Source organism: Gemmatimonadaceae bacterium (genome assembly GCA_035533015.1).
Classification (GTDB): Bacteria; Gemmatimonadota; Gemmatimonadetes; order Gemmatimonadales; family Gemmatimonadaceae; genus JAGWRI01.
Genome location: DATLUQ010000010.1, coordinates 1 through 7,308, shown reverse-complemented (window position 1 = coordinate 7,308; position 7,308 = coordinate 1). Strand labels below are relative to the sequence as shown.

The 7,308-nt window shown below is 67.5% G+C and carries 8 protein-coding genes; 7 read left to right on the top strand and 1 reads right to left on the bottom strand.

All coding sequences use genetic code 11. The features are described 5' to 3' along the window. The first annotated feature begins 71 nt into the window (after window positions 1–71). The 3 genes from pdhA to VNF92_01360 are packed head-to-tail and all read left to right on the top strand — an operon-like array spanning window position 72 to window position 3,393. Window positions 72–1,091 carry a pyruvate dehydrogenase (acetyl-transferring) E1 component subunit alpha gene (gene pdhA, locus VNF92_01370; protein HVA56513.1) on the top strand — a complete coding sequence of 340 codons (1,020 nt, stop codon included), beginning with the start codon at window positions 72–74 and terminating at the stop codon, window positions 1,089–1,091. 4 nt (window positions 1,092–1,095) lie between these two features. Beyond that, window positions 1,096–2,076, top strand: a complete 981-nt coding sequence (locus tag VNF92_01365) for a pyruvate dehydrogenase complex E1 component subunit beta (protein HVA56512.1) — start codon at window positions 1,096–1,098, stop codon at window positions 2,074–2,076. A 51-nt stretch (window positions 2,077–2,127) separates the two neighbouring features. After that, window positions 2,128–3,393, top strand: a complete 1,266-nt coding sequence (locus tag VNF92_01360; GenBank protein ID HVA56511.1) for a dihydrolipoamide acetyltransferase family protein — start codon at window positions 2,128–2,130, stop codon at window positions 3,391–3,393. Window positions 3,394–3,460: 67 nt separating this feature from the next. Here the strand turns inward: VNF92_01360 and VNF92_01355 are convergent, their stop codons facing one another. Beyond that, window positions 3,461–4,246: a carboxypeptidase regulatory-like domain-containing protein gene (locus tag VNF92_01355; GenBank protein ID HVA56510.1), complete on the bottom strand. Its 786-nt coding sequence runs from the start codon at window positions 4,244–4,246 to the stop codon at window positions 3,461–3,463. 174 nt (window positions 4,247–4,420) lie between these two features. Here VNF92_01355 and lpdA point away from each other — a divergent pair, with 174 nt between their 5' ends. The 4 genes from lpdA to VNF92_01335 all read left to right on the top strand — a co-directional run. Then, complete coding sequence (gene lpdA, locus VNF92_01350; GenBank protein HVA56509.1) at window positions 4,421–5,827, top strand: dihydrolipoyl dehydrogenase; 1,407 nt, start codon at window positions 4,421–4,423, stop codon at window positions 5,825–5,827. A gap of 28 nt (window positions 5,828–5,855) precedes the next feature. Then, window positions 5,856–6,584, top strand: a complete 729-nt coding sequence (gene lipB, locus VNF92_01345; protein HVA56508.1) for a lipoyl(octanoyl) transferase LipB — start codon at window positions 5,856–5,858, stop codon at window positions 6,582–6,584. A 61-nt stretch (window positions 6,585–6,645) separates the two neighbouring features. Beyond that, the gene (locus tag VNF92_01340) at window positions 6,646–6,930 is read left to right on the top strand and encodes a hypothetical protein (GenBank protein HVA56507.1); all 285 of its coding nucleotides are present in this window, start codon (window positions 6,646–6,648) and stop codon (window positions 6,928–6,930) included. Continuing rightward, window positions 6,931–7,308, top strand: a 378-nt coding sequence (locus tag VNF92_01335; protein ID HVA56506.1) for a type II toxin-antitoxin system VapC family toxin, incomplete at its 3' end; no start/stop codon positions are given.

The window sequence follows — 7,308 nt, the reverse complement described above, 5'->3', positions numbered from 1 at the left end:
TTGCAGTTTCTGTGTGCTCTTCGTGCTCTGTGGCAGGACCGCTGCCACGACGATCTCGTCGCCCCACTGAAATGGCCACCAAGAAGAAATCCGATTCGAAGTCCGATGCCGCGCTGCACCTGAAGCTGCTGCACGACATGCTGCTCCAGCGCCGGTTCGAAGAACGCGCCGCCGAGGCGTACGCCCTGGGCAAGATCGGCGGCTTCTGCCACCTGTACGTCGGACAGGAAGCCGTGAGCGCGGGCACGCAGTCCGCGCTGCGGCCCGACGACTACGTCATCACCACGTACCGCGACCACGGCCAGGCGCTCGTGCGCGGCATCACCCCGCGCGCCGTGATGGCCGAGTTGTTCGGTCGCGTGGACGGCTGCGTGCACGGCAAGGGCGGCTCGATGCACATGTTCGACCGCGGCGTGAACTTCCTGGGCGGCCACGGCATCGTGGGCGGGCAGATCCCCATCGCCACCGGCGTCGGCTTCGCCATCAAGTACCGCGGCGGCGATCAGGTCTGCGTCTGCTTCATGGGCGAGGCGGCCGCGAACGGCGGCGCCTTTCACGAGTCGCTCAACATGGCCGGCCTCTGGAAGCTGCCCGTGATCTACGTGATCGAGAACAACAAGTACGGCATGGGCACCGCCATCGAGCGCGCGTCGGCCATCAAGGATCTCTACAAGCGCGGCGGATCGTACAACATCGCCGACGCCAGCGTGGATGGGCAGGACGTGCTCGCCGTGCGCGCCACGATCACCGAGGCCGTCGACCGCGCCCGCAGCGAGCAGACGCCGTCACTCGTCGAGGTGCACACGTATCGCTTCGTGGGCCACTCGATGTCCGACGCCGCCAGCGGCACCTACCGCACCAAGGCCGAGCTCGAGGAATCCGAGAAACGCGATCCCATCGCGCTCTTCCGCCGGCAACTGCAGGATGCCGGCGAGATCAGCGCCGCCGACTACGACACGTTGGACGCCGAACTCAAAGGGGTGGTCCAGGACGCCTGGGACTTCGCGGACGCCAGCCCCGAGCCGCCGCTCGAGGCGCTCTACGAGGACGTGCTCGTGGAGACCACGTCCGACGTCATGGCGGAGGCCTGATCCGATGCCGGTAATCACCTACCGCGACGCCCTGCACGACGCGCTCCGCGAGGAGATGCAGCGCGACGACCGCGTATTTCTGATCGGCGAGGAAGTGGGCGTGTACAACGGCGCCTACAAGGTCTCCAAGGGCCTGCTCGAGGAATTCGGCGAGATGCGCGTGGTCGACACACCGATCACCGAACTCGGGTTCGGTGGCCTGGGCGTCGGCGCGGCCATGGTCGGGCTCCGTCCGATCGTGGAATTCATGACGTGGAACTTCGCCCTGCTCGCCCTCGATCAGGTGGTGAATACGGCGGCGAAGCTCCTGTACATGTCGGGCGGCCAATACAACATCCCGATCGTCTTCCGCGGCCCCAGCGGCGCCGCGCTGCAACTGGGCGCACAGCACTCCCAGGCCTGGGAGTCGTGGCTCGCTCACATCCCCGGGCTCAAGGTCGTCACCCCCGGTACGCCGTACGACGCCAAGGGCCTGCTCAAGAGCGCCATCCGCGACGACAATCCGGTGTGCTTCCTGGAAGGAGAGATGCTCTACAACACCAAGGGCGACGTACCCGAAGGCGAATATCTCGTGCCGATCGGCAAGGCCGACCTCAAGCGCGAAGGCGGGGACTGCTCGATCATCACCAACGGCAAGATGGTGCTCGTGGCCATGCAGGCGGCCGACCAGCTCGCCAAGGACGGCATCCACGTGGACGTGGTCGACCTGCGCACCGTGCGCCCCATGGACGTCCAGGCAATCGATGAATCTGTGAAGAAGACCAATCGCGCCGTAGTGCTCGAAGAAGGCTGGGAGATCGCCGGCATCGGCGCGCAGGTCGTGGACTTCATCCAGCGCGACTGCTTCGACTACCTCGACGCGCCCGTCGTCCGCGTCCACCAGGCCGACGTCCCCATGCCGTACGCGAAGAACCTCGAAAAGGCCGCCAAGCCCGACGCGGCCAAGACCATCGCCGCCGTCCGCAAGGTGATGTATCTCGACTGAGGGCCGCCGGACCGCCCCGCGGCCCGGCCCCGCCCGCCACCAGGTGTAGTCATGGCAACGAAAGTCTTCATGGAAGCGCTCTCTCCCACGATGGAGGAGGGACGTCTCGTCAAATGGCTGAAGAACGAGGGCGACGCCGTAAAGACCGGCGACCCGCTAGCCGAGGTCGAGACGGATAAGGCCATCATGGAACTCGTGGCCCGCGGCGACGGCGTTCTGCGCAAACGCCTCGCGAACGAGGGCGATGCCAAACCCGTCGGCGCGCTCGTCGCCGTCATCGCCGCTCCCAACGAGAACATCGACGCCCTCGTCGCCGGCGCCTCGACGCCCACCCAACCCGCCCCTGCCCCCACCCCCTCCGCCAGCGTGGCGACAGCACCCGTCACGGCTGCCCCACCTCCTGCCGCTGCGCCCGCGCCCGCCGCGCCTTCGACGATTCCGGCGCCCGCCGGCGACGGTGAGCCCACCCGCTCGTCGCCGCTCGCGCGGCGCCTCGCCCGCGAGAACGGCCTCGACCTGAGCGGCATTCGCGGCTCGGGCCCAGCCGGCCGCATCATCAAGCGCGACATCGATGCCGCCATGGCCACGGGCGGTGCCGGAGCCGGCGTTCCCACCGCCGCCGCCTCGCGCGAAGGCGACTTCCGCGACGTCCCACTCACGCAGATCCGCAAGACCATCGCCCGCCGGTTGGCCGAGTCCCTCGGCCCCGTGCCCACTTTCTACCTCACCGCGGAGTTCGACCTCGAACGCGTAGCCGAGATGCGCGCCGCCATGGCGCAGACGGGTGACGAGTTCAAGGTCTCGTTCAACGACATCATCCTCAAGGCCGTGGCCACCGCGCTCAGCCTGCACCCCGAGTGCAACGCGTACTGGATGGGCGACAAGATCCGGTACTTCAACCGCGTTCACCTGGGCATGGCCGTGGCCATCGAAGACGGATTGATCACGCCCGTCATCTTCGACGCCCACCGGAAGTCGCTGCGGCAACTCGGCGCAGAATCGCGCGACCTCGCCAAACGGGCGCGCGAGCGCAAGCTCACGCCGCCGGAATACACCGGCTCGACCTTCTCCGTGTCGAACCTCGGCATGTTCGGCATCGACCAGTTCACGGCCATCATCAACCCACCCGAGGCCGGCATACTCGCCGTGGGCGCAGTGGAGGAGAAACCGATCGCCGAGCGCGGGCAGGTCGTGATCCGCAAGCGCCTCCGCGTGACGATGAGCTGCGACCACCGCGTGATCGACGGCGCCACGGGCGCCAAGTTTCTCCAGACGCTGCGGAGGATGCTGGAGAATCCGCTTATGCTCGTCTTCTGAGACTGCCTGTAGGAGTGTAGGACGGATGACCGCGGGACGCAGTCTACTGTCCTACCGTCCGACTGTCCTACCGTCCTACCGTGTCCCCATCCGGATCCCGCGTCCAGATCACGATCGCGCCGCAAGTATGGGCGCGCGCGGTCTGCAGTTCCACGGGCACGGTCGAGATGCCCGTATAGATCTCCATCGCCTCGATGTCGTCGGGGCTGAAGTCGTCCACGGGACCTTCGTGCGCCATCAGGTGGACGAACACCTGCGGGCTGCAGGGCGTGCCGCCCACCCCGCCACGCTCCAGTAGCACCACGGGGCCCCACCGACCGGTCGCGATGAGCACCCCCGGAACTCGCCGGAGGAGGTCGATCGTGGTCTGCGCGTGCGATCGCTCGATGTCCTTTCGCGTGATGAAGTAGCCGCGTCCGGCCCGCCGTCGCCGCTCGAAGATTCGCATCCACGGATCCGGTTCCGAGTCCGTGACGGTGACGGCTTCGAGCGCAAACGCCGATGCCTGCATCGTGAGGCGCACCGGTTGGGACGCGCCCGCGACCAGGGCCACCGTGACCGTCTCCGGCGCATAGCCAAGCCGGCGGATCGCCAGCTCCACGCGCCCCACCGGTACCCCCTCGATCGCGAAGCGTCCCGAGTCGTCGGTCACGGCGCGAAGTGCACGGTGCGGCAGCACGGCAACCGCCGCCAGGGCGATCGGCACTCCGGATGAATCCACGACCGTGCCGGTGAGCCGCGCCACCGGCGCGGCATGCTGCGCCGCGCACAGGCCCGCGGTGAACACCAATTGCGCTGCTGCGAGGGCGGCGGTCCGCATCACGCCGCGCCCACCCGCCATGGCCGAGCCCATCTCGCGCCTCCTCCCACCTACCCTACGCACGACCGCCCGGCGCGGCAAGCGAGCGCCCCGCGCCCGCCCCCGGCCCCGCCTTTGCCGCGGTAGCCCGGCCCAGCTCCGAGGCGATATGTTTCGGGCGGACGGCGCGAGCCTCCGCACCTGGAACCCAAATCCCCGATCAAGACCATGGCTTCCTTCGATGTCATTTTTCTCGGCGGCGGGCCCGCCGGTTACGTGGGCGCCATCCGCTGCGCCCAACTGGGACTGAACACCGCCGTCGTGGAGCGCGAGGGCCTGGGCGGCACGTGCGTCCTCTGGGGCTGCATTCCCGCCAAGGCGCTGCTCGAAGCGGCCGCCATCTCCAACCGCGTCCAGCACGACGCCGCAGACTTCGGCGTGGCCGTGGGCGAGGTGAAGCTGGACTACGGCGTGGCCATGAAGCGGTCGCGGGCGGTGAGCAACCAGAACTCCAAGGGCGTCGAGTTCCTTTTCAAGAAGCACAAGATCACCTACATCAAGGGCACCGGCCGGCTGGCCGGCAAGAACGCCGTGACCGTCAAAACCGCCGACGGCAAGGAGGAGAAGCACACGGCTTCCAAAGCCGTCGTGATCTCCACCGGCTCCCGCGTGCGCGGGCTGCCCCAGATCGGCCTCGAGCTCAACAAGACCACGGTGCTTTCGTCGGACGAGGTGCTGGTGCTCGACAAGGCCCCCAAGTCGATGATCGTCGTGGGCGCGGGCGCGGTGGGCTGCGAGTTCGCCGACGTGTTCAACGCCTTCGGCACGAAGGTCAGCATCGTCGAAGTGCTGCCCCGCATCCTGCCCGTGGAGGACGGCGAAGCCGGCACCGCGGTGGCCAGGGCGTTCAAGAAGCGCGGCATCGACATCCTCACCGGCGCCAAGATCTCCAACGTGAAGGTGGGCAAGAACGCCGTGTCGATGACGGTGGACGTGGGCGGCACCAAGACCCAACTCGAAGCCGAAAAGGTGCTCGTGGCCGCCGGCCGCGCGCCCAACGTCGAGGACATCGGGCTCAAGGAGGCCGGCGTGCAACTCACCGAGCGCGGCTTCATCGAGATCAGCGAGCGCATGGAGACCACCGCCAAGGGCATCTTCGCCATCGGCGACGTGGCCGGTCCGCCGATGCTCGCCCACAAGGGCCAGCGCGAGGGTGTGGTCTTCGCCGAGATCATCTCGGGCCATCAGACGCAGGGGATGAACTACAAGAACATTCCCAATGCCACCTACTGCCACCCCGAAGTCGCGTCCATCGGCCTCACCGAGGAGCAGTGCAAGGAGCAGAAGCTCGATTACAAAGTGGGAAGGTTCCCCTTCTCGGCCAACGGGCGCGCCCGTACGTCGGGCGAGACCGACGGCTTCGTGAAGATCATTCGCGAGGCCAAATACGGAGAGATCCTCGGCGCCCACATCGTGGGCGCGCACGCCACCGAACTCATCCACGAGCTGGCCGTGGCCCGCGAGAACGAATTCACCGTGGAAGAGGTGGATCTCGCCATCCACGCCCATCCCACCCTGGCCGAGGCTATTGCCGAGGCCGCGCTGGATTCGATGGGCCGCGCCATCCACATCTGAGCACCGCCGCGCCGCGCATGGACCGCCCATGACACCGCACCCCGAACTCTGGGTGGTCCACCTCGGCACCATGGCGTACGCCCAAGCGCTGGAGGTGCAGCGCGCCGCCGCCCGCGCCCGCATCGCGGGCGAGATCCCCGAAGATCTACTGCTGCTGGTGGAGCACCCGCCGGTGGTCACCCTCGGCCGCTCGTCCAAGGACGCGCACTTGCTGGCATCGCCGCAACTGCTCGCGGCGCGCGGGGTGGAGCTGTTCGAGGTCGAGCGTGGCGGCGACGTGACCTTCCACGGTCCCGGGCAGCTCGTGGGCTACCCGATCGTCGACCTCAAGCGCCACAAGCAGGATCTGCACTGGTACCTGCGGCAGGTGGAGGAGGCGCTGATCGTGGGACTGGCGGAGTACGGCATTGCGGGTGGCCGGAGCCCGGGGCAGACCGGGGTCTGGGTGGGACGGCAGGGGCCGGACGGCGGCTTCACCCGTAAGATCGCCTCCATCGGCGTCCATGCTCGGGACTGGGTCACCTGGCACGGGTTCGCGCTGAACGTCTCCACCGATCTGGCCTATTTTGACCTGATCGTGCCCTGCGGCATAGCTGGGGTCACCATGACGTCGATCGAGCGCGAGACGGGCGGCCAAGTGGCAATGGAGGGCGTTCGGGCCGTGGTGGCCGCCGGCTTCGCGCAGGTCTTCGGGTTGACAATGGACTCGTCCCGCCACGATTCGATTGCGGTGCTCAACGTCCCAACCATACCGTAGTCTTGTCGCGGAGCGGCTTATTAGCTAAACATTAGCTAATCTCAGACCGCTCTGGTGCGCCATGAGGTCACCAAAATCCGGCAAGGCGCGTGGCACAGCGGCGAAGGGCCCGACCATCGTGAAGATCCATTCGGCCAAGACCACACTGTCGCAACTGATCGTGCGCGTGCTCGGAGGCGAGCGCATCGTGATCGCCCGGAACGACCAACCGGTAGCTGAGCTGGTGGCGTTCCGGGCGCCGGTTGGGCGTGTCCGCCGCTTCGGCGCTCTTCGCGGCGCGGTGGCCGTCACTCCAGCGCTCTTCGAGCCGCTCCCCGAGGGAGAGCTCGAGGCATGGGGCGGATAGGTGCGCTATCTGGTCGACACGCACGTGCTGCTCTGGTTCGTGGCAGGCGATGACGCCATCTCGCCCCGCGCGCGGACGCTGATCGAGGACTCGGCACACGAGGTCATGGTCAGCGCTGCCTCGGCATGGGAGATCTCCACGAAGTTCCGGCTGGGAAAGCTCCCGGGTGCCCGGCTGCTCGCCGAGAACTTCTCCGACGCGGTTGGCGGCCTTGGGTTCGACGAGCTGCCAATTACAGGGCACGCGGCGCAGGTCGCGGGTGGATTCACCGTGCACCACCGGGATCCGTTCGACCGGATGCTGGCCGCACAGTCGTTGATCGAACGCGTGCCACTCATCACGAACGATCCCGCGTTCGAGACCTTCGGGATCACGGCC

Excerpts from the sequence above, each read along its gene's own strand:
- pdhA (HVA56513.1), top strand. The coding sequence starts at position 72 with ATGGCCACCAAGAAGAAATCCGATTCGAAGTCCGATGCCGCGCTGCAC.
- VNF92_01365 (HVA56512.1), top strand. The coding sequence starts at position 1,096 with ATGCCGGTAATCACCTACCGCGACGCCCTGCACGACGCGCTCCGCGAG.
- VNF92_01360 (HVA56511.1), top strand. The coding sequence starts at position 2,128 with ATGGCAACGAAAGTCTTCATGGAAGCGCTCTCTCCCACGATGGAGGAG.
- VNF92_01355 (HVA56510.1), bottom strand. The coding sequence starts at position 4,246 with ATGGGCTCGGCCATGGCGGGTGGGCGCGGCGTGATGCGGACCGCCGCC.
- lpdA (HVA56509.1), top strand. The coding sequence starts at position 4,421 with ATGGCTTCCTTCGATGTCATTTTTCTCGGCGGCGGGCCCGCCGGTTAC.
- lipB (HVA56508.1), top strand. The coding sequence starts at position 5,856 with ATGACACCGCACCCCGAACTCTGGGTGGTCCACCTCGGCACCATGGCG.
- VNF92_01340 (HVA56507.1), top strand. The coding sequence starts at position 6,646 with ATGAGGTCACCAAAATCCGGCAAGGCGCGTGGCACAGCGGCGAAGGGC.